This window comes from Antarcticimicrobium sediminis, assembly GCF_004348975.1.
In the GTDB taxonomy this organism is placed as follows: Bacteria; Pseudomonadota; Alphaproteobacteria; order Rhodobacterales; family Rhodobacteraceae; genus Antarcticimicrobium; species Antarcticimicrobium sediminis.
This window is the reverse complement of record NZ_SMFP01000003.1, coordinates 116192-142208: the sequence shown is the minus strand read 5'-3', so window position 1 is coordinate 142208 and position 26017 is coordinate 116192. Positions and strand designations below refer to the sequence as shown.

Annotated in this window: 25 protein-coding genes; 14 read left to right on the top strand and 11 right to left on the bottom strand. The window is 62.2% G+C overall.

The genetic code is table 11. The annotated features are described in order from the left end of the window. Positions 1-36 precede the first annotated feature (36 nt). The 7 genes from lpdA to mdh form a co-directional block, all read right to left on the bottom strand. Positions 37-1425 (bottom strand): dihydrolipoyl dehydrogenase, encoded by a 1389-nt coding sequence (gene lpdA, locus E1B25_RS06200; RefSeq protein WP_132827895.1) that lies wholly within the window; start codon positions 1423-1425, stop codon positions 37-39. Positions 1426-1666: 241 nt separating this feature from the next. Then, entirely contained in the window at positions 1667-3187 is a 1521-nt protein-coding gene (gene odhB, locus E1B25_RS06195) for a 2-oxoglutarate dehydrogenase complex dihydrolipoyllysine-residue succinyltransferase (protein WP_132827894.1), read from the bottom strand. Between the two features lie 6 nt (positions 3188-3193). Beyond that, the gene (locus E1B25_RS06190) at positions 3194-6151 is read right to left on the bottom strand and encodes a 2-oxoglutarate dehydrogenase E1 component (RefSeq protein ID WP_132827893.1); all 2958 of its coding nucleotides are present in this window, start codon (positions 6149-6151) and stop codon (positions 3194-3196) included. Between the two features lie 309 nt (positions 6152-6460). After that, the gene (gene sucD, locus E1B25_RS06185) at positions 6461-7342 is read right to left on the bottom strand and encodes a succinate--CoA ligase subunit alpha (protein ID WP_132827892.1); all 882 of its coding nucleotides are present in this window, start codon (positions 7340-7342) and stop codon (positions 6461-6463) included. A 1-nt stretch (position 7343) separates the two neighbouring features. Continuing rightward, positions 7344-7778, bottom strand: a complete 435-nt coding sequence (locus tag E1B25_RS06180; RefSeq protein ID WP_132827891.1) for a hypothetical protein — start codon at positions 7776-7778, stop codon at positions 7344-7346. A gap of 3 nt (positions 7779-7781) precedes the next feature. After that, positions 7782-8975: an ADP-forming succinate--CoA ligase subunit beta gene (gene sucC, locus E1B25_RS06175; protein ID WP_132827890.1), complete on the bottom strand. Its 1194-nt coding sequence runs from the start codon at positions 8973-8975 to the stop codon at positions 7782-7784. 332 nt (positions 8976-9307) lie between these two features. Then, entirely contained in the window at positions 9308-10270 is a 963-nt protein-coding gene (gene mdh / locus E1B25_RS06170; protein ID WP_132827889.1) for a malate dehydrogenase, read from the bottom strand. A gap of 158 nt (positions 10271-10428) precedes the next feature. Here mdh and E1B25_RS06165 point away from each other — a divergent pair, with 158 nt between their 5' ends. From E1B25_RS06165 to E1B25_RS06145, 5 genes are all read left to right on the top strand, one after another. After that, entirely contained in the window at positions 10429-11184 is a 756-nt protein-coding gene (locus tag E1B25_RS06165) for a sulfite exporter TauE/SafE family protein (protein ID WP_132827888.1), read from the top strand. Between the two features lie 186 nt (positions 11185-11370). Further along, on the top strand, positions 11371-12228 hold the full coding sequence (locus E1B25_RS06160) for an HpcH/HpaI aldolase/citrate lyase family protein (RefSeq protein WP_132827887.1): 858 nt from the start codon (positions 11371-11373) through the stop codon (positions 12226-12228). Between the two features lie 6 nt (positions 12229-12234). Continuing rightward, positions 12235-12786, top strand: coding sequence for an NnrU family protein (locus tag E1B25_RS06155; protein WP_132827886.1), 552 nt, complete (start codon positions 12235-12237; stop codon positions 12784-12786). Positions 12787-12794: 8 nt separating this feature from the next. Beyond that, entirely contained in the window at positions 12795-13001 is a 207-nt protein-coding gene (locus tag E1B25_RS06150) for a DUF1737 domain-containing protein (RefSeq protein WP_132827885.1), read from the top strand. Continuing rightward, complete coding sequence (locus E1B25_RS06145) at positions 13002-14042, top strand: MaoC family dehydratase (protein WP_132827884.1); 1041 nt, start codon at positions 13002-13004, stop codon at positions 14040-14042. Positions 14043-14058: 16 nt separating this feature from the next. Here the strand turns inward: E1B25_RS06145 and E1B25_RS06140 are convergent, their stop codons facing one another. Beyond that, entirely contained in the window at positions 14059-15183 is a 1125-nt protein-coding gene (locus E1B25_RS06140; RefSeq protein ID WP_132827883.1) for an alpha/beta fold hydrolase, read from the bottom strand. Positions 15184-15556: 373 nt separating this feature from the next. On the opposite strand from E1B25_RS06140, the gene sdhC reads away from it, so the two are divergent. The 9 genes from sdhC to E1B25_RS06095 all read left to right on the top strand — a co-directional run bounded on the left by sdhC (position 15557) and on the right by E1B25_RS06095 (position 22668). Continuing rightward, positions 15557-15940 carry a succinate dehydrogenase, cytochrome b556 subunit gene (sdhC, locus tag E1B25_RS06135; protein WP_132827882.1) on the top strand — a complete coding sequence of 128 codons (384 nt, stop codon included), beginning with the start codon at positions 15557-15559 and terminating at the stop codon, positions 15938-15940. Positions 15941-15950: 10 nt separating this feature from the next. Beyond that, entirely contained in the window at positions 15951-16322 is a 372-nt protein-coding gene (sdhD, locus tag E1B25_RS06130; protein ID WP_132827881.1) for a succinate dehydrogenase, hydrophobic membrane anchor protein, read from the top strand. A 23-nt stretch (positions 16323-16345) separates the two neighbouring features. Then, positions 16346-18151 (top strand): succinate dehydrogenase flavoprotein subunit, encoded by a 1806-nt coding sequence (sdhA, locus tag E1B25_RS06125; protein ID WP_132827880.1) that lies wholly within the window; start codon positions 16346-16348, stop codon positions 18149-18151. A 13-nt stretch (positions 18152-18164) separates the two neighbouring features. Continuing rightward, positions 18165-18944 carry a succinate dehydrogenase iron-sulfur subunit gene (locus E1B25_RS06120; protein ID WP_132827879.1) on the top strand — a complete coding sequence of 260 codons (780 nt, stop codon included), beginning with the start codon at positions 18165-18167 and terminating at the stop codon, positions 18942-18944. 9 nt (positions 18945-18953) lie between these two features. Next, positions 18954-19709, top strand: coding sequence for a ZIP family metal transporter (locus E1B25_RS06115; protein WP_132827878.1), 756 nt, complete (start codon positions 18954-18956; stop codon positions 19707-19709). A gap of 104 nt (positions 19710-19813) precedes the next feature. After that, positions 19814-20002: a hypothetical protein gene (locus E1B25_RS06110; protein ID WP_132827877.1), complete on the top strand. Its 189-nt coding sequence runs from the start codon at positions 19814-19816 to the stop codon at positions 20000-20002. A 71-nt stretch (positions 20003-20073) separates the two neighbouring features. After that, on the top strand, positions 20074-20262 hold the full coding sequence (locus E1B25_RS06105) for a hypothetical protein (RefSeq protein ID WP_245510639.1): 189 nt from the start codon (positions 20074-20076) through the stop codon (positions 20260-20262). A gap of 208 nt (positions 20263-20470) precedes the next feature. Beyond that, the gene (locus E1B25_RS06100) at positions 20471-21643 is read left to right on the top strand and encodes a type III PLP-dependent enzyme (RefSeq protein ID WP_132827875.1); all 1173 of its coding nucleotides are present in this window, start codon (positions 20471-20473) and stop codon (positions 21641-21643) included. 179 nt (positions 21644-21822) lie between these two features. After that, positions 21823-22668 (top strand): urea carboxylase-associated family protein, encoded by an 846-nt coding sequence (locus E1B25_RS06095; protein WP_132827874.1) that lies wholly within the window; start codon positions 21823-21825, stop codon positions 22666-22668. A gap of 26 nt (positions 22669-22694) precedes the next feature. Here the strand turns inward: E1B25_RS06095 and deoD are convergent, their stop codons facing one another. The 3 genes from deoD to E1B25_RS06080 all read right to left on the bottom strand — a co-directional run bounded on the left by deoD (position 22695) and on the right by E1B25_RS06080 (position 25833). After that, complete coding sequence (gene deoD, locus E1B25_RS06090; RefSeq protein ID WP_132827873.1) at positions 22695-23408, bottom strand: purine-nucleoside phosphorylase; 714 nt, start codon at positions 23406-23408, stop codon at positions 22695-22697. A gap of 16 nt (positions 23409-23424) precedes the next feature. Further along, positions 23425-23748, bottom strand: a complete 324-nt coding sequence (locus E1B25_RS06085) for an H-NS histone family protein (protein ID WP_132827872.1) — start codon at positions 23746-23748, stop codon at positions 23425-23427. Between the two features lie 105 nt (positions 23749-23853). Next, positions 23854-25833: a protein meaA gene (locus E1B25_RS06080; protein WP_132827871.1), complete on the bottom strand. Its 1980-nt coding sequence runs from the start codon at positions 25831-25833 to the stop codon at positions 23854-23856. Positions 25834-26017 lie beyond the last annotated feature (184 nt).

Below are 26017 nucleotides of genomic sequence, written 5' to 3'. Positions count from 1 at the left end.
CCCGGGCGATGCTGGTCGCGCCGCCCGGGGTTAGGGTCAGCTGTGGATCGCGCCGTCGCCGCAGGCGAGTGCCGCTTCGCGCACCGCTTCGGAATAGGTCGGGTGCGCGTGGCAGGTCAGCGCCAGATCCTCGGCCGAGGCTCCGAATTCCATCGCGACGCAAAGCTCGTGGATCAGCTCGCCCGCTGCGGGGCCGATGATATGGGCGCCAAGGATTCGGTCGGTGTCCTTGTCGGCAAGGATCTTGACGAACCCCTCGCCAGCGAAATTGGCCTTTGCGCGGCCGTTGCCCATGAAGCTGAACTTGCCGACCTTGTAGTTACGGCCTTGCCCTTTCAGGGCTTCTTCGGTTTCGCCCACATTGGCAACCTCGGGGGCGGTATAGATCACGCCCGGGATCACGCCATAGTTCACATGCCCGTGCTTGCCGGCCACCTGTTCCGCCACGGCCATGCCTTCGTCTTCGGCCTTGTGCGCCAGCATCGGGCCTTCGATCACGTCGCCGATGGCATAGATGCCTTTGACGTTGGTCTGCCAATCCTTGCCGACCTGAACCTGACCGCGCGGGGTCATCTCGATGCCAAGCGCGTCAAGGCCGAGCCCCTCGGTATAGGGTTTGCGGCCAGTGGCGACGAGGACGGTGTCGGCGTCGATCACGTGTTCGCTGTCGTCCTTGCGCAGTTTATAGGTGACTTTCGCCTTGGTCTTTGTCGCCTCGGTCTTTTGAACAGCAGCCCCCATGATAAAGTTAATCCCTTGTTTCTTAAGGGTTCTCTGGAAGACCTTCTGAACCTCGCCATCCATGCCGGGGGTGATGACGTCGAGGAATTCGATCACCGTCACCTCGGCGCCGAGGCGGGAATAGACGCTGCCCAGTTCCAGCCCGATCACGCCGGCCCCGATCACCACCAGTTTCTTCGGGATCTTGCCAAGGGTCAGCGCGCCGGTTGAGGTGACGACAACCTTTTCGTCGACCTCGACACCGGGCAGCGAGGCGGGTTCAGAGCCGGTCGCGATGATGATGTTCTTGGCCTCATGGACATCATCACCGACCTTGACCTTGCCCGCTTCGGGAATGGTGGCCCAGCCTTGAATCCAGTCCACCTTGTTCTTTTTGAACAGGAATTCTATGCCCTTGGTGTTGGTCTCGACGACCTCGTCCTTATAGGCGAGCATCTGTTTCCAGTCGACCGAAGGGGATTTCCCCTTGAGCCCCATCTTGGCAAAGTTGTGCTCGGCCTCGTGCAGCTGGTGGCTGGCGTGCAGCAGCGCCTTGGAGGGCATGCAACCGACGTTCAGGCAGGTGCCGCCAAGCGCGCCGCGTCCTTCGACGCAGGCGGTCTTCAGGCCCAGCTGGGCGCAGCGGATCGCGCAGACATAGCCGCCGGGGCCGCCGCCGATGATGATCACGTCATAATTTGCCATTACAGGTCTCCTGTCTTCTTTTGTACGAAATAGGGCGTGTTCCGTACGTTTTCAGGGGGCGATTTCCGGCGCAAAAGGCCGGATTGGGGAGTTTTCGCCCGGTTTTGTACGTTTTGGCGGAGTGGTGCGTGTCGGGAGAGAATGACCCGATCGGAAGCTGGTGTCACGGGCGGGTGCGGTGCACCCGCCCGGCGGCCCGGCGTTGCCCAATGTTGGGCTTGGCCGGGCATCGGACTGTCCTTTACAGATCCATCAACAACCGGCGCGGATCTTCCAGTGCTTCCTTGACCCGCACGAGGAAGGTCACGGCGCCTTTGCCGTCGACGATGCGGTGATCATAGGAGAGGGCGAGGTACATCATCGGGCGGATCTTGATTTCGCCGTTGATGACCATCGCGCGGTCCTGGATCTTGTGCATGCCGAGGATACCCGATTGCGGCGGGTTCAGGATCGGCGAGGACATCAGCGAGCCGTAGACGCCGCCGTTGGAGATGGTGAAGGTGCCGCCCTGCATTTCGGCCATCGACAGTTTGCCGTCACGGGCGCGTTTGCCTTTTTCCGAGATGGCTTTTTCGATTTCGGCAAAGGACATCGCGTCGGCGTCACGGATCACCGGGACAACCAGCCCCTGTGGCGTGCCGGCGGCGACGCCCATGTGGACGAAGTTCTTGTAAAGGATGTCGGTGCCATCAATCTCGGCGTTGACCTCGGGCACTTCTTTCAGGGCGTGGCAGCAGGCCTTGGTGAAGAAGGACATGAAGCCAAGGCGCACGCCGTGCTTCTTCTCGAACTGGTCCTTGTAGGTGTTGCGCAGGGCCATCACCTCGGTCATGTCCACCTCGTTATAGGTGGTCAGGATCGCGGCGGCGTTCTGGGCATCCTTGAGGCGCCGCGCGATGGTCTGGCGCAGGCGGGTCATCTTGACCCGTTCCTCGCGCGCGGCATCGTCAGCCGGAACCGGGGCGCGCGGTGCGGCGACGGGCTGGGCCGGGGCCGGGGCGGCGGGTTTCGCGGTGCCTGCGGCCAGTGCGGTTTGCACGTCTTCCTTCATGATGCGCCCGTCGCGGCCGGTGCCGGTGACCTGAGTGGCGGTCAGACCGGCTTCGGCCATCGCTTTTTCGGCGGAGGGGGCGTTAGCCACGTCCTTGCCGGTGGTCGCGGCAGCGGGAGCGGCCGCAGCGGCAGCCACCGGGGCAGCAGCGGCAGCACCGGCAGAGCCCGAGATCACGCCCAGTTTGGCGCTGGCGTCGACCGTTGCGCCTTCGGGCGCGAGGATTTCGCTGAGCACACCGGCGGCGGGGGCGGGTACCTCGACCGAGACTTTGTCGGTTTCCAGCTCGCACAGCATTTCATCTTGCGCGACGGTATCCCCGACCTTTTTGAACCAGGTCGAGACGGTGGCCTCGGTCACCGATTCCCCAAGGGTGGGGACCATGACGTCGACGCTTTTGGCGCTGTCGGCTGCCGGGGCTGCGACCGCCGGGGCAGGGGATGCCTTGGCTTCGGCTGGGGCGGCTGCACCGGCCCCTTCGGCGATGGTGGCGAGCAGCGCATTCACGCCAACGGTCTCGCCTTCGGCGGCGACAATTTCGCCCATGGTGCCAGCGGTCGGGCTGGGCACCTCGACGGTCACCTTGTCGGTTTCCAGTTCACACAGCATTTCGTCCACTGCGACGGCTTCGCCGGGTTTCTTGAACCAGGTGGCGACCGTTGCTTCGGTGACGGATTCGCCAAGCGTGGGGACGCGAACTTCGGTTGTCATGTTCCGTTATCCTTCGATCGTCAGCGCTTCGTTAACGAGCGCGCTTTGTTGGGCTTTGTGTTGGCTGGCCAGACCCGTCGCGGGCGAGGCCGATGTGGCGCGACCGACATAGAGCGGTCGTTGATGTTTGGCCCCGATGCGGGTCAGCGCCCATTCGATATTGGGCTCGATAAAGGTCCAGGCGCCCTGGTTCTTGGGTTCTTCCTGACACCAGACCATTTCGGCGCCCTTGAAGCGTTCCAATTCCTTGATCAGGGCATGGGCCGGGAACGGATAGAACTGTTCGACCCGCAGCAGATAGACATCATCGATGCCGCGCGCGTCGCGTTCTTCCAGCAGGTCATAGTAGACCTTGCCCGAACACATCACCACGCGCTTGATCTTGTCGTCGCTCGCCAGCTTGGTGTCGGAATTGCCGCGTTCGGCGTCATCCCACAGAACCCGGTGGAACGACGATCCGGTGACGAAATCCTCGGTCCGGCTGACCGCCAGCTTGTGACGCAGAAGCGATTTCGGCGTCATCAGGATCAGCGGTTTGCGGAACGAACGGTGCAGCTGCCGGCGCAGGATGTGGAAGTAGTTGGCCGGCGTGGTGCAGTTGGCGACGATCCAGTTGTCTTGACCGCACATCTGCAGGAAGCGTTCAAGCCGGGCCGAGCTGTGCTCGGGGCCTTGGCCCTCGAAGCCATGCGGCAACAGGCAGACAAGACCGCTCATCCGCAGCCATTTGGATTCACCGGACGAGATGAACTGATCGAACATGATCTGTGCGCCGTTGGCGAAATCGCCGAACTGCGCCTCCCACAGGGTCAGCGCGTTGGGTTCGGCCAGCGAGTAGCCGTATTCAAAGCCGAGCACTGCATATTCCGACAGCATCGAGTCGATGACATCGTATTGCGCCTGACCCGCGCGGATATTGTTGAGCGGGTGGTAGCGTTCTTCGGTGTCCTGACTGATCAGGGCGGAATGGCGCTGTGAGAAGGTGCCGCGGGTACAGTCCTGACCCGACAGGCGGACCGGATAGCCTTCGGTCAGCAGCGAGCCAAAGGCCAATGCCTCGCCCGTGGCCCAGTCGAAGCCTTCGCCCTTTGCGAACATCTCTTTCTTGGCCTCGAGCAGGCGACCGACGGTGCGGTGCAGCGCAAAGCCCTCGGGGGCGGTCGTCAGCGCGCGCCCGATCTGTTCCATCGTTTCGGGCGGGATCGCGGTTTCGCCGCGCACATATTCCCCGCCTTCGCGGTTCAGGTGCGACCAGCGCCCATCCAGCCAGTCGGCCTTGTTGGGTTTGTAGTCCTTTCCGGCCTCGAACTCTTCGTTCAGCTCGGCCTGGAAGGCGGCCTTCATGTCCTCGATTTCGCCTTCGGGGATCAGCCCGTCCTTGACCAGCGTCTCGGTATAGAGGCTGAGCGTGGTCTTGTGGGTCTTGATCCGCTTGTACATCACCGGGTTGGTGAACATCGGCTCGTCGCCTTCGTTGTGACCGAAGCGGCGATAGCAGAAGATGTCGATGACCACGTCCTTGTGGAACTTCTGGCGGAATTCGGTCGCCACCTTGGCGGCGTGAACCACCGCCTCGGGGTCGTCGCCGTTGACGTGAAAGATCGGGGCCTCGACCATCAGCGCCAGATCGGTGGGGTAGGGCGAGGAGCGCGAGAAGTGCGGCGCGGTGGTAAAGCCGATCTGGTTGTTGACCACGATATGCATGGTGCCGCCGGTGCGGTGGCCGCGCAGACCGGACAGGCCAAAGCCCTCGGCCACGACGCCCTGACCCGCAAAGGCGGCATCGCCGTGCAGCAGCACCGGCAGCACCGCGACGCGGTTTTCCTGATCGTTCAGCTGGTCCTGCTTGGCGCGGACCTTGCCCAGAACCACCGGGTTCACCGCCTCGAGGTGGGAGGGGTTGGCGGTCAGGCTGAGGTGGACCTTGTTGCCGTCGAATTCACGATCCGAGGAGGCCCCGAGGTGATATTTCACGTCGCCGGAACCGTCCACGTCTTCGGGTTTGGAGCTGCCGCCCTGAAATTCGTTGAAGATGGCGCGGTAGGGTTTCGCCAGCACATTGGCCAGCACGTTCAACCGGCCCCGGTGGGGCATGCCGATGACGATTTCGCGGATCCCCAGAGCGCCGCCGCGCTTGATGATCTGTTCCATCGCGGGGATCAGCGCCTCGCCGCCATCAAGGCCGAACCGCTTGGTGCCCATATATTTAACGTGGAGGAATTTTTCGAAGCCTTCGGCCTCGACCATCTTGTTCAGGATCGCCTTGCGCCCCTCGCGGGTGAACTTAATCTCCTTGCCGAAGCCTTCGATCCGCTCCTTGAGCCAGCCTGCCTCTTCGGGGTTGGAGATGTGCATATATTGCAGCGCGAAGGTGCCGCAATAGGTGCGCTGGACGATGTCCATGATTTCGCGCATCGAGGCGACTTGCAGCCCCAGCACGTTGTCGATGAAGATCGGCCGGTCCATGTCGGCCTCGGTGAAGCCATAGGATTTCGGGTCGAGTTCCGGATGCGGGGTGGAATCACGCATGCCCAGCGGATCGAGATCTGCGACCAGATGGCCCCGGATGCGATAGGCCCGGATGATCATCAGCGCGCGGATCGAATCCAGCACGGCGCGTTTGATGGCGTCGTCGCTGACCTGAACACCGGCCGCTTTCGCCTTTTTGCCGATCTTCTCGCTGGCGGCCTTGGCCTCGGCTGCGGGCCATTCGCCGGTCAGCGCGCCGGTGAGGTCATCATTGGGCATGAGCGGCCAGTCGCTGCGCGACCAGGAGGGGCCCTGCGCCTCGGCTTTGACGTCGAGGTCGGCATCGCCAAGCTGGCGAAAGAAGTCGGCCCAAGCGGCATCCACTGCCGCCGGATCATTGGCGTAGCGGGCGTAGAGTTGTTCGAGATATTCCGCGTTCGCGCCCTGCATGAAGGACGAGGCGTGAAGCTGGTCGTTGGGGGAGTGTTCAGTCATTGAGCTACCTTTGGCGGGTTGGCGCGCTGAAAGCTGGGGGGATTGGGGAGGAGAGATGGGCCGCTGGTGCCGTAGGAGCGAAAGCAGGACCGGGGGGAGACAGACCACAGCTGGCCCCGACAGGGATCGGGGCCAGCGATTGGTCGGGTGCGCCGCAGGGCGGCGGCGGCCGGGAAGGGGTCTTGCGCGGTTTCGTCTGGCATGCGCCAGTCTCCCAAGGATCGCGCCTCCGACGGGGGGCGCCACGCTTTCTTGGTGCGGGCGGCTTGAGTTGCGGGCCGCCCGCCCCGGTTTTTCTGGAGGTAGGTGTCAGCCGATGGCTTTGAGCACGGCTTCGCCGAGGCCTGCGGGGCTGTCAGCGACCACGATACCGGCCGATTTCATGGCTTCGATCTTGTCCTCGGCACCGCCTTTGCCACCGGCGACGATGGCACCGGCATGGCCCATGCGGCGGCCCGGAGGGGCGGTACGACCGGCGATGAAACCCGCGACAGGTTTCCAGCGGCCTTTTTTCTTCTGCTCGGCGAGGAATTCGGCGGCTTCTTCTTCGGCGGAGCCCCCGATTTCACCGATCATGATGATCGACTGGGTTTCATCGTCGTCCAGGAACATGTTCAGCACGTCGATATGTTCGGTGCCCTTGATCGGGTCGCCGCCGATGCCAACCGCAGTGGATTGGCCCAGACCGATATCGGAGGTCTGCTTGACCGCCTCATAGGTCAGGGTGCCGGAGCGCGACACGACGCCGACCGAGCCACGCTGGTGGATGTGGCCGGGCATGATGCCGATCTTGCAGGCGCCGGGGGTGATGACGCCGGGGCAGTTCGGCCCGATCAGGATCGAGTTGCTGTCCATCAGCGCGCGCTTGACCTTCATCATGTCCAGCACCGGGATGCCTTCGGTGATGCAGACGATCAGTTCCATCTCGGCGTCGATCGCCTCGAGGATGGAATCGGCCGCGAAGGGGGGCGGCACATAGATTACAGAGGCGTTGGCTTCGGTCACATGCTTGGCCTCGTGGACCGAGTTGAAGACCGGCAGGCCAAGGTGGGTGTTGCCACCTTTGCCCGGGGTGACGCCGCCGACCATCTTGGTGCCATAGGCGATGGCCTGTTCGGTGTGAAAGGTGCCCTGCGAGCCGGTCAGGCCCTGACAGATGACTTTGGTGTTTTCGTCGACCAGTACGGACATTCTATTGTTCCTCGAAGTGCGACCTGACAAAATCCGCGACTTCGGACTCTATCGAGGTGATCTTGTTGAGTGCGTGTGTGTAAAGGAGCTTTCCGGCTGCGGCCTCGGGCGTCGCGTCGTCGCCGGCATCGCTGTCGCGATGCGGGGCAATCTGGTCGAGGGTCAGCGCGCGCAAGGGCGCCGCGCTGACGATCTGGACCTCAAGCACAAGTTCCTTGTGCGCGCCGGGGCCTGTCTTGTTGGGGAGGCTTTCGATCCGGGCCGTCAGCACGGTGCCGCGCGCGGCAAGTGCGTGCCCGCCGGACATGTCGGATGTCCAGACGAAGATTTCCTCTCCGGTCGGGGCCGCCGCCTGTTTGTACGGGCGCGCATGAATCTGCGCGACACCGTTTTCGGCGACGGTCAGGGGAGGGTCTATTTTCGCGATCAGCGACATCCCTTAGCCTTTCACGGCCTTTACGATCTTTTCGGCCCCGTCCGACAGGTTGTCGGCAGCGATGACGTTCAGGCCGGAATTCGCGATGATTTCCTTGCCCTTCTCGACATTGGTGCCTTCGAGCCGGACCACCAGAGGAACCTGCAGGCCGACCTCTTTGACGGCGGCGATCACGCCCTCGGCGATCACGTCACAGCGCATGATGCCGCCGAAGATGTTGACCAAGATGCCTTTGACGTTGGGGTCAGAGGTGATGATCTTGAACGCTTCGGTCACCTTTTCCTTGGTGGCGCCGCCGCCGACGTCGAGGAAGTTGGCGGGTTCTGCGCCGTAGAGCTTGATGATGTCCATGGTGGCCATCGCCAGCCCGGCGCCGTTGACCATGCAGCCGATCTCGCCGTCCAGCGTGATGTAGTTCAGGTCGTATTTGCTGGCTTCGAGTTCTTTGGGGTCTTCTTCGGTGGTGTCGCGCAGCTCGGCAATGTCGGGGTGGCGATAGATCGCATTGCCGTCAAAGCCCAGTTTGGCGTCAAGCACCTTGAGGTTGCCGTCGGTCATGACGATCAGCGGGTTGATCTCCAGCATCTCCATGTCCTTCTCGACGAAGGCTTTGTAGAGGTTGCCCATCAGCGCGACGCATTGCTTGACCTGCGGCCCTTCCAGACCGAGCGAGAAGGCGATGCGGCGACCGTGGAACGGCTGGTAGCCAGTGGCCGGATCGACGGAGAAGCTGAGGATCTTCTCGGGCGTCGAGGCGGCGACCTCTTCGATGTCCATGCCGCCCTCGGTCGAGCAGACGAAGGAGATGCGCGAGGAGACGCGGTCAACCAGCAGCGCGAGGTAGAGTTCGCTGGTGATGTCCGAACCGTCCTCGATATAGATGCGGTTCACCTGTTTGCCGGCCGGGCCGGTCTGGTGGGTGACAAGCGTCTTGCCCAGCATCTGCTTGGCCATCTCGGCGGCTTCTTCGACCGATTTTGCAAGGCGAACGCCGCCTTTTTCACCGGCTTCGGGCTCTTTGAATTTGCCCTTGCCGCGGCCACCGGCGTGGATCTGCGCCTTGACGACCCAAAGCGGCCCGTCGAGTTCACCGGCCGCGGTCTTGGCTTCGTCGGCCTTCAGAACGGCGCGACCGTCGGACACCGGCGCGCCATAGCTGCGTAGAAGCGCCTTGGCTTGGTATTCGTGGATGTTCATGGATAAACTGTCCCGTCTGGCTGCGATTTGGCCGTGTATTGGCACGTCTGCACGTCGCAGTTAAGGGGCTATGAGCTGTGGAAAAGATTTTGGCGCAAATTAGCGCACTTTGTGATCACACGTGAAAAACCTGTGATCACAAATCGGCGTTCAGGGGTGAAAATGGTGCTGCGAAAAGGAATCAAACCTGGTTCGGAGCGGTTTGCGGCGCATTTGCCCCGGCAAGCGGCGGGCGATGCAAAACCGAGGGGCCATTAGACGTCGACGGGCAATAGAAAGGGGCCGACCATGACTGGCCGGCCCCGTTCATCAGGATGCGGTGTGGCGCGGGCTTATGCCAGCGAACCGTCGATGCCTTTGCAAGCCTCGACCAAGCCTTTCACAGCCTTGACCGAACTGTCGAACATCACCTGTTCTTCTTTGTTCAGTTTGATGTCGATGACCTTTTCGATGCCGCCGGCACCGATCACCGTGGGCACGCCCACATACATGTCCTTCACGCCCAGTTCGCCATCGCAATAGGCGGCGCAGGGCAGGACGCGTTTTTGGTCCTTGAGATAGGCTTCGGCCATTTCGATCGCCGCGGTGGCCGGGGCGTAGAAGGCCGAACCGGTTTTCAGCAGGCCGACGATTTCGGCGCCACCGTCACGGGTGCGCTGCAGGATGCTGTCGAGCTTGTCCTGCGTGGTCCAGCCCATTTCGATCAGGTCGGGCAGCGGGATGCCACCAACGGTCGAATAGCGGACCGAGGGCACCATGGTGTCGCCGTGGCCGCCCAGAACGAAGGCGGTGACGTCTTTCATCGAGACGCCGAATTCAACGCTGAGGAAGTGGCGGAAACGGGCGGAGTCGAGAACCCCGGCCATGCCGCAAACCTTGTTCGCGGGCAGGCCCGAGAATTTCTGCAGCGCCCAGACCATCGCGTCGAGCGGGTTGGTGATGCAGATCACGAAGGCGTTGGGCGCATGTTTGCCGATGCCCTCGCCGACGGATTTCATGACTTTCAGGTTGATGCCCAGAAGGTCGTCGCGGCTCATCCCGGGTTTGCGGGGAACGCCGGCGGTCACGATGCAGACGTCGGCGCCTGCGATGTCCTCATAGGACTGGGTGCCGCTCAGTGCGGCATCGAACCCCTCGGAGGGGCCGGATTCGGCGATATCGAGCGCCTTGCCTTCGGGTGTACCTTGGGCAATGTCGAAAAGGACAACGTCGCCAAGTTCTTTCAGCGCGGCAAGATGTGCGAGCGTGCCGCCGATTTGACCTGCGCCGATAAGGGCAATCTTGGGTCTGGCCATGGAAATATCTCCGGTCCGGTTGGAAGTGCGCGTTGACTAGTGCTTTACGGGTGCGCACGCAAGGCTTACGCGCAGGTCGATGCCGCAGCGCGGCACGGGGGCTGGCCTGAGCAAGACCGGAAAGCCGTTGAAAACGCGGCCTGTTAGGAGAATTTTCGATGTTGGAGTTGAGCGCAGGCTTTTTCGCAGTTGCGGTGCCGGCGGTGCTGTTCGCGGGGGTTTCCAAGGGCGGTTTCGGCTCTGGCGCGGCGTTTGCGTCCTCCGCGATTCTGGCGCTGTTCCTTGAGCCGGGGCAGGCGCTGGGGGTGATGCTGCCGCTTTTGATGCTGATCGATGTGGCCTCGTTGAAACCCTATTGGCGGCGTTGGCACTGGCCGGATGCGCGTCTTTTGATCCTTGGCGGGGTGCCCGGAGTCGTTTTGGGGGTGTCGCTGTACCGGGTGGCGGATGCCGACGCGATGCGGCTGTTGATCGGCGGCATCTCGGTGCTGTTCGTTGTCTGGCAGCTTGGCCAGCGGCGCGGCTGGATTCACCCGTTTCGCGAGCGGTTGCCGGGCTGGGTCGGGCTGCTGGCCGGAGTGGTGACCGGGTTCACCAGCTTTGTCAGCCATGCCGGAGGGCCGCCGGCGGCGGTTTATCTGCTGTCGCAGCGGTTGAGCAAGACGCAGTATCAGGCCAGTTCCGTGCTGATCTTCTGGGTGCTCAATAGCGTGAAATTCGTGCCCTATGCCTGGCTGGGCATGTTCACGCTGCAAACCGCCAAGGCAAACCTGATGCTGGCACCCGTTGCGCTACTTGGCACATGGCTGGGCGTGCGCGCGCATGATCTGGTGCCGGAACGGGTGTTTTTCGGGCTGACCTATGTCTTGTTGCTGGTGACGGGCGGCAAGCTGATCTGGGACGGGCTGATGTGAGACTGCGCGGGTTTTGAGACGGTGCCGGTTTTAAGACTGCGCCGGTTTGATGTGCAGGGCTGTTGGTGTGGGCCGGATTGGCGGGCCGTGCGGGGTGGCTCTTGCTGCAACGCGGCGATTTCCACTTGAACTTTCCGCAAAAGAATGCCCCTCTCGCGCGCAACATTATGACCCGAGGAGAATTTCATGGACCCCCGTTCCCGCCCGTATCGTTCCGTCCTTTATATCCCCGGCTCCAAGCCGCGCGCGCTGGACAAGGCCCGTGGTTTGCCGGTGGACGCGATCATCTTTGATCTGGAAGACGCGGTGTCGGCCGATGAAAAGGACAACGCCCGCGATACGCTGAAAGAGGCGCTGGCGCAGGGCGGCTATGATCCGCGCGTCAAGATCGTGCGGATCAACGGGCTGGAGACCGACTGGGGCGCTGACGATGCGCGCGCAGTCTGTGACATGGATGTGGACGCGGTTTTGCTGCCCAAGGTGGGGAGCGCCGCCGATATCGACGCCTTGGCCAAGATCACCGGCGATTTGCCGATCTGGGCGATGATGGAGACCCCGAAAGCGATGCTGAATGCTGCCGAGATCGCGGCGCATCCGCTGCTGACGGGCATGGTGATGGGCACCAACGATCTGGCCAAGGAGCTGCAAACGCGGTTCCGGCCCGACCGGCTGCCGATGATGGCGGGGCTGGGCCTGTGCCTGTTGGCGGCCAAGGCCGAGGGGCTGGTGATCGTCGATGGGGTGTATAACGCCTTCAAGGACGACGACGGGCTTGCGGTCGAATGTGCCCAAGGTCGCGACATGGGTTTTGACGGCAAGACGCTGATCCACCCGGCGCAGGTGGCGGTGGCCAATACCGCCTTTGCCCCTTCGGCGGAAGAGATCGACCTTGCACGGCGCCAGATCGCTGCTTTTGAAGCGGTCGAGGCCAGCGGGCAGGGGGTTGCCGTGGTCGACGGCAAGATCGTCGAAAACCTGCATGTTGTCACCGCACGTGAAATACTGGCAAAAGCACAGGCAATCGAGGCACTGCAAGCGGGGTAGACGGCGATGGTTTTTTCACTTCTGATTTTGGGTGTGGCGCTTTGGTGGGCCGGTCATCTGTTCAAGCGGGTGGCGCCGGCGCGTCGCGCCGCCATGGGCGACAAGGGCAAGGGCGCTGTGGCGCTGGTTCTGTTCGTTGCCATCGTGCTGATGGTCATCGGCTATCGCGGGGCGGATGGCGCATTTTTCTGGGGCCGTCATCCGGCCACGGTGGGGATCAACAACCTGTTGATGCTGGTGGCGCTTTACCTGACCACGCCGGGCCCGTCGAAAGGCGCGCTGCTGTACCGGATGCGGCATCCGATGCTGACCGGGGTTCTGCTTTGGTCGGTAGCGCATCTGTTGGTGAATGGCGATGTGCCGTCCTTTATCCTGTTCGGCGGCGTGGGGATTTGGGCACTCGTCGAGATGGTGGTGATCAACCGGGCCGAGCCTGACTGGACCCCGCCGGCCAAAGGCAGCCTTGGCAAGGATGCGATGTTCCTGGCGATCAGTGCCGTGCTGTTGGTGGTGATCGGATATATCCACCTGTGGCTTGGCTATCCGGCATTCGGGTGAGGGTGAAGATGAGCATACTATATCGTTTGCTGACCGAGGACGACACCTCGGCGTTTTGTCACAAGGTCAGCGCGGCGCTGGCCAAGGGGTGGGTGCTGCACGGGGCGCCCACCTATGCCTTTGACGCGGCGCGCGGTGTGATGCGCTGCGGTCAGGCGGTCACCAAGGAGGTGGAGGCCGTCTATTCCCCCGACATGAAACTAGGAGAGCAGTGAATGGCCCAAAGCCAGCAAAAGACCAACCCGGGCCGGTTTTTCGAGGATTACGCCGTCGGGGATGTGTTGAAACATGCGGTTCCGCGCACCGTCTCGGGGGGCGAGCGGGCACTGTATCATGCGCTGTATCCGGCGCGCCATGCGCTTTATTCCTCGGACAGCTTTGCGCAGGGGTGCGGGCTGGCGTCCTCTCCGATTGACGATCTGGCCGCGTTTCACGTGGTGTTCGGCAAGACGGTGCCGGATGTTTCGCTGAACGCGGTGGCGAACCTTGGCTATGCCGAGGGGCGTTGGCTGATCCCGGTCTATCCGGGCGATACCCTGCGTTCGGAATCCGAGGTCATCGGGGTCAAGCAGAACTCCAACGGCAAGACCGGCGTGGTCTATGTGCGCACCCGTGGCCTGAACCAGCGCGACGAGGTGGTGATGGAGTATGTGCGCTGGGTGATGGTGCGCAAATCCGACCTTGACGCGCCCGCGCCTGAGCCGGTGGTGCCCGAGCTGAAAAAAGGGCTGGACGCTGCCGATCTGGTGATCCCCGAGGGGCTGGATTTCAGCGCTTACGATTTCGATCTGGCGGGCGAACCGCATCGCTGGGGCGATTACGAGATCGGCGAACAGATCGACCATGTCGACGGCGTCACCATCGAAGAGGCCGAGCACATGATGGCGACGCGCCTGTGGCAGAACACCGCCAAGGTGCATTTCGACCTGAGCTTTCGTCCCGACGGGCGGCTGATCTATGGTGGCCACGTGATCAGCATGGCGCGGGCGCTGTCGTTCAACGGGCTGGCCAATGCGCAGATGATCGTCGGGCTGAATGGCGGGGCACATGCCAACCCCTGTTTCGCCGGGGACACGATCAAGGCGTGGTCCGAGGTGCTGGACAAATCCGAGACCGCCGCGCCGGGTGTCGGCGCGGTGAGGCTGCGGCTGGTGGCGACCAAGGGCGGCGCGCCGTTTGAATTGCGCGGCGCCGATGGCAAGTACCTGCCCGATGTGCTGCTGGATCTGGACTATTGGGTGTTGATGCCGATGTAGTGGCTTGCGGCGGGGTTCAGGCCCCGCCGTTTTCTTTCAGCCATTGCGAAATCACCGGCCATTCGTCTGCCAGCGTATGGGACCCCATGAACAGGCCGATATGACCGCCGGGCACCAGTTTCTCGACGATCTTCTCGTTCGGGGTGCCGATCAGGTCGCGGGCGGCGAACACCTGTTCCTTGGTGGTGATGTCGTCGTTCGCGCCCGCCAGCAGATAGGTCGGGCAGGTGATCTGCTTCAGCGCCAGTTTTTGCCCCAGCGCGATGAATTCCCCCTTGGCGAAGAGGTTTTGTTTGAACAGCAGATCAATCGCCTGAATGTAGTAGATCCCGGGCAGGTCGAGCGGGTTTTCATACCAGCTTTCAAAGGTCTTGGTCCGCTTGATATAGTCGTGATCGTCCATATGGGCGTAGAGGTCGAGGTATTTGCCCAGATACTGCTGGTCGGGGTGCATGTTCTTCCAGCCCGCCAGCATGTTGCGGCCCAGCATCCGGTCATGGCCCTGTGCGACCATCTTCTTGTAAAAGCTGAGCGGAAGGCGATGCGCCATTTCGCGGATCGGGCCGTCTCCGGCATTGGTGTCGATCGGCGACCCGGCAAGCACGAGGCTTTCGACCTTGTCGGGGAAGCGGCAGGCATACATCGCCGACATCCAGCCACCCTGACACAGGCCCACCAGATTGACCCGCCCGCCCAGATCGTCGACCACGACGTTCAGTTCGGCCAGATATTTGTCGATGTCGTAATCGCGCATCTCGGGGGTGGCGGATTTCCAGTCGGTCACCAGTGGCCGGCCAATCCCGTTGTCGAGCAGGGTTTTCACAAGGCTCTGGCCTTCGGAGAAATCCGCGATGGTCGAACTGTGCCCTGCAAAGGGGGCGTCGATCAGAACCGGAATGCCCTTGGCATCCGGCGCCGAGAAATCGCGCAGCCGCATGGTGTCCAGATCTAGGCGGATGCGATTGGCTGTTGCCCATTCGGAGTCGGGCGGGTGGGCGACCTTTTCGGCGAGGTTGACGAATTCCATGTTGCGCTGGAACAGGTCCAGCCCCATCTCGCCCATTTCGATCCCGGCCGCCAAGGGCCAGAAGAACGGGACGCTATTTTCATGGAGTGGTGTTTTCTCTTCAGGTTGGGTCATAGCAACGTTCCTTTTGAACCGCGTCTCTCCCCCCGTGCCCGTAACATCTGATGCTATGGCAAGCCGGATACAAGGTCGGAGGCCGAGGTTGAGCCAGAAACCACCGCGGGGCCGACAGGGCGCGGGCGGGGCCGGGGGGCGATGCGGGGGCGATGGTCGCTCGCGAGAGACTCAGAGCCTCGCAACTGGGGCCCGGTGCCGGGGGCGGGGCGGGAAACCCCGGATTTCGTGATCACACGCTGGTTTCATGTGATCACATTTCCAACATTCTGCACTGCCGCATCAAAAAACCGTGGATTTTGATACGTCGCACGCGTGACAGAGGCACAGGAAAGAGCGTAGTAAAAGCGCAGCCAACCGGAAAGGAGCCAACATGGCCGATGTTAATCGGGGCAATCGCCCGCTTTCGCCGCACCTCTCGATCTATCGCCCGCAGCTTACCTCCATCACCTCGATCCTGACCAGGATCACTGGCAACGCCCTGCTTCTCGCAGCGCTGCTGATTGTGTGGTGGTTCCTTGCCGCGTCGACGTCAGAGGCGTATTTTGCCGTGGCCGATGCGGTGATCACAAGCTGGTTCGGCGATTTGGTAATGTTCCTGTCGCTCTGGGCGCTGTGGTATCACACGCTGGCAGGGATCCGACACCTGATCTGGGACAATGCCAAGATGCTGGAACTGGGTGCCGCAACCAAACTGGGCTGGATCGCGATCTGGGGCTCTGTCCTGCTGACCGTGCTCACAGTCGTCGTCATCTGAGGAGGCCGCCATGCATTACCTGACCGACCGCAAGCGAGTCGCTGGCTTGGGTGTCGCCAAGTCCGGCGTCCATCATTTCTGGGTGATGAAGATCAGCTCGGTCGCCCTTCTGGGGCTGATCCCGCTGTTCGTCTTTACCTTTGGCCCGATGCTGGGCCGGCCCTATGACGAGGTTATCGCCTATTTCAGCCAACCGTTCCCCGCGATCGTTGCGGGGCTGACCATTCTGGTCGGCTTTCGCCACTTCAAGGACGGGGCTCAGGTGCTGATCGAGGATTACGTGCACGGCTGGAAACAGCGGGCGCTGATCATTGCAACGATACTGCTGAGCTATACCGCGACGGCTGTCGGCCTGTTCGCCATCGCCCGCATCGCGCTCTAACTCCGAACGGGAGACACAAGACAATGGCTGCATACGAATACGAAACCCACGACTATGACGTCGTGGTTGTGGGCGCCGGCGGTGCAGGGTTGCGCGCCACGCTGGGCATGGCCGAGCAGGGGCTGCGCACCGCCTGCGTGACCAAGGTGTTTCCGACCCGCTCGCACACTGTTGCGGCGCAGGGCGGTATCGCCGCCTCGCTGTCCAACATGGGGCCGGACAACTGGCAATGGCACCTATACGACACCATCAAGGGCTCTGACTGGTTGGGTGACACCGACGCGATGGAATACCTCACCCGTGAGGCGCCCAAGGCGGTGTATGAACTGGAACACTATGGTGTGCCGTTCAGCCGGACCGAAGAGGGCAAGATCTATCAGCGCCCGTTCGGGGGCCACACAACCGAGTTTGGCGACGGCCCGCCGGTGCAGCGCACCTGTGCCGCGGCCGACCGGACCGGTCACGCCATCCTGCATACGCTGTATGGTCAGTCGCTGAAGAACAACGCTGAATTCTATGTCGAGTATTTCGCCATCGACCTGATCATGTCCGAAGACGGCGTGTGTCAGGGCGTGGTGTGCTGGAAGCTTGATGACGGCACGATGCATGTGTTCAACGCCAAGACCGTGGTGCTGGCCACCGGCGGTTATGGCCGGGCCTTTTTCTCGTGCACCTCGGCGCATACCTGCACCGGTGACGGTGGCGGCATGGTCACACGCGCGGGCCTGCCGATGCAGGACATGGAATTCGTTCAGTTCCACCCCACCGGTATTTATGGTGCTGGCTGCCTGATCACCGAGGGCGCCCGCGGCGAGGGCGGCTATCTGACCAACTCCGAAGGCGAACGGTTCATGGAGCGCTATGCGCCCCAGTACAAGGATCTCGCGCCGCGCGACTATGTCAGCCGGTCGATCACGATGGAAATCCGCGAAGGCCGTGGCGTTGGCGAGCTGGGTGATCACATCCACCTGAACCTGAGCCACCTGCCGCCCGAGGCGCTGGCCGAGCGGTTGCCGGGGATTTCGGAAAGCGCCCGGATTTTTGCCGGTGTTGACGTGAACAAGGAACCGATCCCGGTTCTGCCGACCGTTCACTATAACATGGGCGGTATTCCGACCAACTATTGGGGCGAGGTTCTGAACCCGACCGCAGACGATCAAAATGCTGTCGTGCCGGGCCTGATGGCCGTGGGCGAGGCAGGCTGTGCCTCGGTGCACGGGGCCAACCGTCTCGGTTCCAACTCGCTGATCGACCTCGTGGTGTTCGGTCGTGCCGCTGCGATCCGTGCCGGCAAGGTGGTCGACCCCGAGGCGCCGAACCCGGTGCTGAACCAACCTTCCATCGACAAGGCGTTTGACCGGTTCGACGGGTTGCGCAATGCCAAGGGCGGCATTCCCACCGCAGAACTGCGGTTGGAAATGCAGCGCACCATGCAGTCTGATGCGGCGGTGTTCCGCACCGACGAAAGCCTGAAGGAAGGCGTCGAGAAGATGACCGCGATCGCCGCCAAGCTGGGCGATCTGGCCGTGACTGACCGCAGTCTGGTGTGGAACAGCGACCTGATGGAAACGTTGGAGCTGACCAACCTGATGCCCAACGCGCTGGCCACGATCACCGGCGCCGAGGCGCGCAAGGAAAGCCGCGGCGCGCATGCGTCCGAGGACTTCCCCGAGCGTGACGATGAAAACTGGCGGGTGCACACGATCAGCCGTGTCGAGGGCAACAAGGTCGATCTGAGCTATCGTCCGGTGATTGTCGATCCGCTGACCACCGAGGCCGAAGGCGGCATCGCGCTGGCGAAAATCGCGCCCAAGGCGCGGAACTTCTAAGGAGAGACGGACCATGGTTCAACTGACACTCCCGAAGAATTCCCGTATCACTACGGGCAAGACTTGGCCGAAGCCCTCGGGTGCGACCAATCTCCGGGCTTTCAAGATCTATCGCTGGAACCCGGATGACGAGGCAAACCCCCGTGTCGATACCTATTTCATCGACATGGACAAATGCGGGCCGATGGTGCTGGACGCGCTGATCAAGATCAAGAACGAGATCGACCCGACCCTGACCTTCCGCCGGTCTTGTCGCGAAGGGATCTGCGGATCCTGTGCGATGAACATCGACGGCATCAACACGCTGGCCTGCATCTATGGGCTGGATGAGATCAAGGGCGACGTGAAGATCTATCCGCTGCCGCATATGCCGGTGGTCAAGGATCTGATCCCGGATCTGACGCATTTCTATGCCCAGCATGCCAGCGTCATGCCCTGGTTGGAGACCAAGACCAACCGCCCCGCGAAAGAGTGGAAGCAGTCGATCGAAGACCGCAAGAAGCTGGACGGGGTGTATGAATGCGTGATGTGCGCCTGCTGCTCGACCTCTTGCCCGAGCTATTGGTGGAACGGTGATCGGTATCTGGGCCCAGCCGCGTTGCTGCACGCCTATCGCTGGATCGTCGACAGCCGCGACGAAGCCACGGGCGAGCGTCTGGATCAGCTTGAAGACCCGTTCAAGCTGTATCGCTGCCACACCATCATGAACTGCACCAAGACCTGCCCCAAGGGTCTGAACCCGGCGAAATCCATTGCCGAGATCAAGAAGATGATGCTGGAACGTACGGTCTGATCTCAGACCATGGACCCGCTATTCAGCGCGGTTTTACTCGCCGGCGCGGCAGGGCTTTCCCTGCCGCTTGGCGGGGCGCTGGCCCGGACCGCCTATAGCCACGAGACCGAATTCACTGAAGAGGTGATGCACGCGCTGATCGCCTTTGGCGGCGGCGCGTTGCTGTCTGCGGTGGCGCTGGTGCTGGTGCCAGAGGGCGCGGCCATGCTGCCGCCCTGGCTGGCGCTGGGGCTGCTGTTTCTGGGCGGCGTCACCTTTTATCTGCTTGACCTGATGCTGGAACGCAGCGGTGGCCGTGGAGGCGGGGGCGGCCGAGGCGATGCCAGTGGGGGCGTCAGTGGGGGCGCGTTGCTGGCGGCGATGTTGCTTGATTTCCTGCCCGAGGCTGTGGCGTTGGGCGCAATGCTGATCACCGAGGCCGCCACCGCCAAGCTTCTGGCGCTGATGATGTTTCTGCAAAACGTGCCCGAGGGGTTTTCCGCCTTTGGCGAGATCTGGCGCAACGGGATGGGCGCGCGGCCGCTGATGTTGATCTTTGTCGCATTGGCCGGACTTGGGCCGCTTTGCGCCATGCTGGGAATGAGCTTTCTGGGCGATCGGCCTGCTGTGCTGGGCGGGATCATGATCTTTGCCGCCGGCGGTATCCTGTATCTGGTGTTTCAGGACGTGGCCCCCGCTGCGCGCACCCGTGACAGCAGCGCGCCGGCGCTAGGGGCGGTGCTGGGGTTCGGGCTGGGGCTGGCCGGAGCGTTGATCGTCGGGTGATGCAGAAAGCGCATGGCAAGATTGCGTTTTTGTCCGATGCGGCAGTGCAGCATTTGCATTAGCTTCTGGCGCAGGGAGGGCCTCTGAGATTACCGGAGCGACCCATGTTTGATGCCGCACAGACCCAAAAAGTCACCCCCGACGCCACTACTGCAAACGCCGCTGCCGCACAGGCCGCGTTGCAGGTCCTGAATGAGGCTTGGGCCTATTACACACCCGAACCGCAGCCCCAGTATCGCGATGACGCTGCCGATCTGGTGCAAGAGCTGTTCCAGTATCATTCAGCCGCCTGAGCCCGCGCTGGCGGGTATCGGAGCGATGCGCTAGGTAGGCCCCCGACCCAAAGGGAGAGCCTGCCTTGCCCGTGTTGTTTCTGCTTCTGCTTGGTGTGCCGGCTTATTTCATCTGGCGCCATCGCAGCACCTCGCTGACGCGCGACTGCCGCTGGCGGCTGGATCGGGCGGGCGGTGTCTGGCGCTGCGCTGCCTGTGGCGGCGCGCTGCCTGAGAGCGGCGAGGGCGCGCCGCGGATCTGCCGCAAAAACCACAGCTGACAGTGTTCAGAAAAAAAATCGAAGCGCGCGAATATTTCTCTTGATCGACTCGGGGTTTGGCCCGATATGCGCGTTCAAGACGCCAACGCACGCGCCTCTGGCGAAAGGGGTAACGCCCCTAAGGTTACGTAGCGACGGTAACGTCTCCTTTTGAAGTGAGCGGTCTGCGCCGGGAAACTGGAATGGCCGGGTCTTATGGAGATGACCAATGAACGCATACGTAACCGGTTTTCCGGTCTCTCAAGACGTGCGCCCACAGTCGCGCATCGAAAATTTCATCCGCTCGAGCGAGTTCGATCATCCGACGCTGGTTCTGGATGTGGATCGCGTCGCCGATCAGTTCCACGCGCTGAAGGCCGGGCTGGGCCGGGCGCGCATCCACTATGCCGTCAAGGCCAACCCGGCGCGTGAAATCGTCGAGCGTCTGGTCAACCTCGGGTCCGGGTTCGATGCCGCCTCGCGCGCCGAGATCGAGCTGTGCCTGTCGCTTGGGGCGCACCCGGATCATATCTCGTTCGGCAATACCGTGAAAAAACCGCGCGATATCGAGTTTGCCTTTCACGCCGGCATCACCCTGTTTGCTGCCGATGCCGAGGAAGAGCTGGAGAAGATCGCGGAATTTGCGCCGGGATCGCGGGTCTATATCCGGCTGATCGTGGATGCCTCCGAGGCCGACTGGCCGCTGTCGCGCAAATTCGGCTGCGCCCGGGACAAGGCGATTGCGCTGATGGATCTGGCGGTGTCGCTCGGGCTGCACCCGGTCGGGCTGTCGTTCCATGTTGGCAGCCAGACCCGGCGGGCCGAAATGTGGACCGCCACGCTGGATCAGGTGGCCGCCGTCTGGCACGCCGCGCAGGAGGCTGGGCACCGGTTGGAGCTGCTGAACATCGGCGGTGGGTTCCCGGCTTATTACGGCGAGGAGATTCAGGGGCCGACCCCCTATGCCGCGCGGGTGATGGAGCTGATCACCGAGCGGTTCGGGGATGTCGCGCAGATCATGGCGGAACCGGGCCGTGGCATGGTAGCCGAGGCGGGGATGATCGTCGCCGAGGTGCTGTTGGTCAGCCGCAAGTCCGACAGCGACCTGCATCGCTGGGTCTATCTGGATATCGGCAAGTTTTCCGGGCTGGCCGAGACCATGGACGAGGCGATTCGCTATCAATTCGTGACCGATCGCGATCACGAGCCGATGGGCGCCTGCATTCTGGCCGGGCCGTCCTGTGACAGCGCCGACGTGCTGTATGAAAAGCGCCCGGTCGAGCTGCCGCTGGGGTTGAAGTCCGGGGATCGGATCCTGATCCGCAACTGTGGCGCCTATACCTCGACCTACGCCAGCGTCGGGTTCAACGGCTTTCCGCCGCTGGATGTGATTGTGATCTGACCGGCTGCCCCACGCGGCGCTTGTGTTCGGAATTTGATCGATATCGATTCGCCCGGCCTTTTGGCCGGGCTTTTTTTTTGAGTATTTGAAACAAGAAGAAGGGGGGAAGGGAATCGAAGGGGGACTTGTGATTTTTGGGGGGCCGCGCTCTGTTGGGGGAAACCGACAGGAGCCCTGCCATGACCCATCCGCCCGCAGATGCCGAGGCGCGCCGCGCCATCGCGCCGGTGATCTGCTATCCCGATGTGGGGCTGCCGCAGCCTGATCTGGCGCTTTATGCGCAAGCGCGGGTCGGGGCGCGCAAACTGTCAGAGGTGATCGCACCGCCGCGCGAGGCGGCGACCTTCGAAGTGGCGGCGGGGCAATTCTGTCGCATCTCCTCTGTCGAAGGGGCACAGGTGGGGGATCTGAACCTGTGGAATGCGCGGGATCTGAACGAGCGGTTTTATTCCGGCAAGACGCGGGCCCTGCATGGCACGCATGTGAGTCTGGGGGATCGGCTGTGGAGCAGTTTTCCCAGCCTGCGGCCCATGGCGACGATCACCGAAGACACGCTGTCATGGTATGGGATCGATGCCTTTGGAGGCTCGGTGCATGACGTGATCGGCACCCGCTGCGATCCCTATACGCACAATCTGCTGGCAGGCGGGCAATATCACCATTGCTGCCATTCCAACTTGATCCGGGCGCTGGCTGATCATGCCGGCATGACATTGGCCGAGGCAGAGCCGCATGTGCATGACGTGCTCAACGTTTTCATGTGCACCGGGTTCACCCGCGACACCGGGCAGTATTTCATGAAGGCAAGCCCGGTGCGACCGGGCGATTATCTGGAGATCTTTGCCGAGATTGATCTTCTGGGCGCGCTCAGCGCCTGTCCCGGCGGCGATTGTTCGCAGGCGCATTCTAGTGATGCGGCGGTCTGCCACCCGTTGCTGATCGAGGTGTTCGCGCCGCAAGAAGGGGCGCTGGCGGGCTGGGTCTCGCCGCCTGCGAACGGCTATGACCGCAGCCACGGGCGTTGAGGCGGGGCAAAGGCCCCGAAGCTGGGTCAGCTGGATTGCGGGAAGGCCGCGTTCAAGGCGATTTCGACCATATCGGCAAAGCTGCGCTCGCGCTCTTGCGCGGGCAGGGAGGCGCCGGTGATCAGATGGTCGGAGACGGTCAGAACCGCCAGCGCCCGGCGGTTGTAGCGGGCGGCGAGGGTATAAAGCTCGGCCGCCTCCATCTCGACCCCGAGAACACCGTGGCGCACCATCTGTTCGTTCAGATCGGGGCGTTCGTCATAAAAGGTGTCCGACGAATAGATGCCCCCGATATGGGTCTGCGTGCCCTTGGCCTTGGCAGCCGTCGCAGCGGCGTTGAGCAAGGACCAGTCGGCGCAGGGGGCGAAATTCAGTTCCCGGAAAATGGCGGAGGAGGGCGAGGTGAGCGTGCTTGCCGTCATCGCGAGGATGATGTCGCGCAGGCCCACATGATCCTGCATCCCGCCGCAGGAGCCGATCCGGATCAGGGTCTGGGCGTTGTAATCGCGGATCAGCTCATTGGCATAGATCGATAGCGACGGCATGCCCATGCCGCTGCCCTGAATGGTGACGCGATGGCCGTTCCAAGTGCCGGTAAAGCCCAGCATTCCGCGCACGGCATTGATTTGGCGGATGTCGGAAAGAAACGTTTCCGCCGCCCATTTCGCGCGATAGGGGTCGCCCGGCATCAAAACCGTTTCGGCAATGTCGCCGGGCGCTGCACCAATATGAATGGTCATTTTGAGACGGCCTGCCTCAAAGTTCCATTTCAGTAATATCGACGCCCCGGTTCAGCGCGTCGTGCACCCACTGTGGCTTGCGCCCGCGGCCCGACCAGGTTTGTTCTGGATTCGCCGGATTGAAATATTTCGGCAGGGCTTTGGTGGTTTTCCCGGCCGCTCGCGATTTCGCGTCGCTCGAGAGTTCGGAGAGCGAGAAGCCGAATTCAGCAGCGGCTTTTTCGGCGGCTTTCAGGGCTTCACTTCGTTCGCGAATCTCGGCGGCTTTCAAAGCTGCGCCGAGATCATCTTTGAGTTGCAGCAACTCTTTCCGGGACATGGAAGAAAGATCAAGCGCCATGGCGATCTCCTATTGAGTGTCATATGCACCGACCGAATGGTCGCTACGAGTCAGGGACAATAGCGGTAAATGTGGCGGAGGTCAGCGCTAAAATGAACAACATGTTTATTCAGCTGCAATTTCTTCCGGGTCCACCAGTGTAACGATATCGCCCATGATCGTATTTAGTTCGAAATCCTTCGGTGTATAGATCTTTGATACGCCCATTGCGCGCAATTTTTCGGCATCTTCTTCGGGAATGATGCCCCCGACGATTACCGGGATATGTCCCAGACCCGCCTCGTGCATGCGGGTCATGACCTCTTCGACAAGGGGAATGTGGCTGCCTGACAGGATGGAAAGGCCGACAACATGCGCCATTTCGCTTTGCGCCTTTTCGACGATTTCCGCGGGCGTGAGTCGAATGCCGTCATAGCAAATATCCATTCCGCAATCGCGGGCGCGAAAGGCGATTTGTTCGGCGCCGTTGGAGTGGCCGTCGAGCCCCGGCTTGCCGACAAGGAATTTCATCCGCCGGCCAAGCCGGTCGCTGACCGCATCGACGGCGGCGCGCAGGTCATCGAGCCCTTCGGTCTTGTTCGAGACAGAGCCCGACACCCCGGTGGGGCCGCGATAGGTGCCGTGGACCGCGCGCATCTGCTCCGCCCATTCGCCGGTGGTGGCGCCCGCCTTGGCGGCGGCGATCGAGGGGATCATGATGTTTGTGCCGTTGCGGGCCGCCTCGCGTAGGGCCGAGAGCGCGCTCTGCACGGCGGTCTCGTCGCGCTCGGCGCGCCAGATGTTCAGGCGGTCGATCTGTTCCTGTTCCACCTCCGGGTCCACGGTCATGATGCCGCCATCCGCGCTCATCAGCGGTGAGGGTTCGGTGGTGGTGAAGCGGTTGACGCCGACGACGACGGTTTCGCCGGCCTCGATCCGGCCAAGGCGTTCGGCGTTGGAGTCCACCAGCCGCGATTTCATATATTCGATGGCCTGGATTGCGCCGCCCATGCTGTCGAGATTGGCAAGCTCGGCGCGGGCGCCTTCCTTTAGCTCTTCGACCTTGGCATCGACTGCCGGGTTGCCGTCGAACAGATCCTCGTATTCCAGCAGATCCGTTTCGAACGCCAGGATTTGCTGCATCCGCATTGACCATTGCTGATCCCACGGGCGCGGCAGGCCCAGGGCCTCGTTCCAGGCGGGCAATTGCACGGCGCGGGCGCGGGCCTTTTTGCTGAGCGTCACGGCCAGCATTTCGATCAGAATACGATAGACGTTGTTTTCGGGTTGTTGTTCGGTCAGGCCGAGCGAATTGACCTGCACCCCATAGCGGAAGCGGCTGAACTTGGGATCGGTAACGCCGTAGCGCTGATCGCAAATCTCTTCCCAGAGATCGACAAAGGCGCGCATCTTGCACATCTCGGTGATGAAGCGAATGCCCGCATTCACAAAGAATGAAATGCGTCCGACCATGGCCGGGAAATCCTCGGCCGGGACACGGGGTCGCAATTCGTCGAGCACGGCGATGGCGGTGGCCAGCGCAAAAGCGAGTTCCTGCTCGGGCGTCGCGCCGGCCTCTTGCAGGTGATAGGAACACACGTTCATCGGGTTCCATTTCGGCACGTTGGTATAGCAATACTCGGCCACGTCCGCGATCATCTTGAGCGAGGGTTTCGGCGGGCAGACATAGGTGCCGCGCGACAGGTATTCCTTGATCAGATCATTCTGCACCGTGCCTTGCAGCGTGCTGATATCCGCGCCCTGTTCCTCGGCCACCGCGATATAAAGCGCCAGCAGCCATGGCGCGGTGGCATTGATCGTCATCGAGGTGTTCATCTGGTCCAGCGGGATGTCGTCGAACAGCATCCGCATGTCGCCCAGATGCGAGATCGGAACCCCGACCTTGCCGACCTCGCCACGCGCCAGCACATGGTCGCTGTCATAGCCGGTCTGGGTCGGCAGATCGAACGCCACCGAGAGGCCGGTCTGCCCCTTGGCAAGGTTGCCGCGATAGAGCGCGTTGGAGGCCTTGGCCGTGGAATGCCCGGCGTAGGTGCGGATCAGCCAAGGGCGGTCGGTCTGGCGGGGTTTCTGCGTCTGCGTCATCGGGAACCTCTTGATATGGGGCCGCAAGATTATTTCGCTTTACCGCTCTAAATCGTAATTATCGACGCATGTCAATTCGCTGCATTGCGGCATCGGGGCGAAGGCCCTGGTCGCGGCTTTGGCGAGGGTGCATTTGCCGATTTCTCGTGCATGTTCCCTCTTCTCCCCGGGGCCGGGTTGCGGC

What these genes read in the sequence shown, in the direction of transcription:
- E1B25_RS06145 (WP_132827884.1), top strand. Translation starts at nt 13,002, where the DNA reads ATGGCCCAAAGCCAGCAAAAGACCAACCCGGGCCGGTTTTTCGAGGAT.
- E1B25_RS06100 (WP_132827875.1), top strand. Translation starts at nt 20,471, where the DNA reads ATGAACGCATACGTAACCGGTTTTCCGGTCTCTCAAGACGTGCGCCCA.
- E1B25_RS06160 (WP_132827887.1), top strand. Translation starts at nt 11,371, where the DNA reads ATGGACCCCCGTTCCCGCCCGTATCGTTCCGTCCTTTATATCCCCGGC.
- E1B25_RS06110 (WP_132827877.1), top strand. Translation starts at nt 19,814, where the DNA reads ATGTTTGATGCCGCACAGACCCAAAAAGTCACCCCCGACGCCACTACT.
- E1B25_RS06165 (WP_132827888.1), top strand. Translation starts at nt 10,429, where the DNA reads ATGTTGGAGTTGAGCGCAGGCTTTTTCGCAGTTGCGGTGCCGGCGGTG.
- E1B25_RS06095 (WP_132827874.1), top strand. Translation starts at nt 21,823, where the DNA reads ATGACCCATCCGCCCGCAGATGCCGAGGCGCGCCGCGCCATCGCGCCG.
- odhB (WP_132827894.1), bottom strand. Translation starts at nt 3,187, where the DNA reads ATGACAACCGAAGTTCGCGTCCCCACGCTTGGCGAATCCGTCACCGAA.
- E1B25_RS06085 (WP_132827872.1), bottom strand. Translation starts at nt 23,748, where the DNA reads ATGGCGCTTGATCTTTCTTCCATGTCCCGGAAAGAGTTGCTGCAACTC.
- E1B25_RS06120 (WP_132827879.1), top strand. Translation starts at nt 18,165, where the DNA reads ATGGTTCAACTGACACTCCCGAAGAATTCCCGTATCACTACGGGCAAG.
- sdhA (WP_132827880.1), top strand. Translation starts at nt 16,346, where the DNA reads ATGGCTGCATACGAATACGAAACCCACGACTATGACGTCGTGGTTGTG.
- deoD (WP_132827873.1), bottom strand. Translation starts at nt 23,408, where the DNA reads ATGACCATTCATATTGGTGCAGCGCCCGGCGACATTGCCGAAACGGTT.
- sucC (WP_132827890.1), bottom strand. Translation starts at nt 8,975, where the DNA reads ATGAACATCCACGAATACCAAGCCAAGGCGCTTCTACGCAGCTATGGC.
- sdhC (WP_132827882.1), top strand. Translation starts at nt 15,557, where the DNA reads ATGGCCGATGTTAATCGGGGCAATCGCCCGCTTTCGCCGCACCTCTCG.
- E1B25_RS06155 (WP_132827886.1), top strand. Translation starts at nt 12,235, where the DNA reads ATGGTTTTTTCACTTCTGATTTTGGGTGTGGCGCTTTGGTGGGCCGGT.
- E1B25_RS06190 (WP_132827893.1), bottom strand. Translation starts at nt 6,151, where the DNA reads ATGACTGAACACTCCCCCAACGACCAGCTTCACGCCTCGTCCTTCATG.
- E1B25_RS06150 (WP_132827885.1), top strand. Translation starts at nt 12,795, where the DNA reads ATGAGCATACTATATCGTTTGCTGACCGAGGACGACACCTCGGCGTTT.
- E1B25_RS06180 (WP_132827891.1), bottom strand. Translation starts at nt 7,778, where the DNA reads ATGTCGCTGATCGCGAAAATAGACCCTCCCCTGACCGTCGCCGAAAAC.
- E1B25_RS06140 (WP_132827883.1), bottom strand. Translation starts at nt 15,183, where the DNA reads ATGACCCAACCTGAAGAGAAAACACCACTCCATGAAAATAGCGTCCCG.
- E1B25_RS06080 (WP_132827871.1), bottom strand. Translation starts at nt 25,833, where the DNA reads ATGACGCAGACGCAGAAACCCCGCCAGACCGACCGCCCTTGGCTGATC.
- sdhD (WP_132827881.1), top strand. Translation starts at nt 15,951, where the DNA reads ATGCATTACCTGACCGACCGCAAGCGAGTCGCTGGCTTGGGTGTCGCC.
- sucD (WP_132827892.1), bottom strand. Translation starts at nt 7,342, where the DNA reads ATGTCCGTACTGGTCGACGAAAACACCAAAGTCATCTGTCAGGGCCTG.
- E1B25_RS06115 (WP_132827878.1), top strand. Translation starts at nt 18,954, where the DNA reads ATGGACCCGCTATTCAGCGCGGTTTTACTCGCCGGCGCGGCAGGGCTT.
- lpdA (WP_132827895.1), bottom strand. Translation starts at nt 1,425, where the DNA reads ATGGCAAATTATGACGTGATCATCATCGGCGGCGGCCCCGGCGGCTAT.
- mdh (WP_132827889.1), bottom strand. Translation starts at nt 10,270, where the DNA reads ATGGCCAGACCCAAGATTGCCCTTATCGGCGCAGGTCAAATCGGCGGC.